2 protein-coding genes are annotated in these 470 nt (G+C 58.3%); both read left to right on the top strand.

Features of this window, described 5'->3' with window-relative positions; translation table 11 throughout:
• The first annotated feature begins 105 nt into the window (after positions 1-105).
• Positions 106-324: a translation initiation factor IF-1 gene (gene infA / locus EN969_RS34785; protein ID WP_006200926.1), complete on the top strand. Its 219-nt coding sequence runs from the start codon at positions 106-108 to the stop codon at positions 322-324.
• Positions 325-345: 21 nt separating this feature from the next.
• Positions 346-470 (top strand): Maf family protein (locus EN969_RS34780; protein ID WP_206525387.1); only part of this gene is annotated, 125 nt, incomplete at its 3' end.

Here is a 470-nt window from a genome sequence, read left to right as displayed (position 1 = left end):
AAAAACGCGACGGATTAAGCGTGTTCACAAGCGGACGATTATCATATAGGTTCCGCCGAAATTCCGGCCAGGGTGCTGGAACTACCATCCAAGCAAAGGTATCGAATGCCGAAGGAAGAAGTCCTCGAGTTTCCGGGTGTCGTGACGGAATTGTTGCCGAACGCGATGTTCCGGGTAAAGCTCGAAAACGAACACGAAATCATCGCCCATACGGCCGGCCGCATGCGCAAGAACCGCATCCGCGTGCTGACCGGCGACAAGGTTCTGGTCGAGATGACGCCATACGACCTGACCAAGGGCCGCATCACCTATCGTTTCAAGTAAGCAAAGCCCGACTGGTCCGCGATGAGCATTTTGCAGAAGCTGGTGCTTGCCTCGGGTTCGCCGCGCCGAATCGAGCTCTTGCAGCAGGCCGGGATCGAGCCGGACCGCGTGCTGCCGGCCGATATCGACGAGACGCCGCTGCGTGC

The sequence above is a fragment of the Mesorhizobium sp. M7A.F.Ca.CA.003.01.2.1 genome (genome assembly GCF_003998945.1).
Classification (GTDB): domain Bacteria; phylum Pseudomonadota; class Alphaproteobacteria; order Rhizobiales; family Rhizobiaceae; genus Mesorhizobium; species Mesorhizobium ciceri.
Note: the sequence above shows the minus strand (reverse complement) of the source record. Positions and strands in the feature narration are given on the sequence as shown.

What these genes read in the sequence shown, in the direction of transcription:
- infA (WP_006200926.1), top strand. Translation starts at nt 106, where the DNA reads ATGCCGAAGGAAGAAGTCCTCGAGTTTCCGGGTGTCGTGACGGAATTG.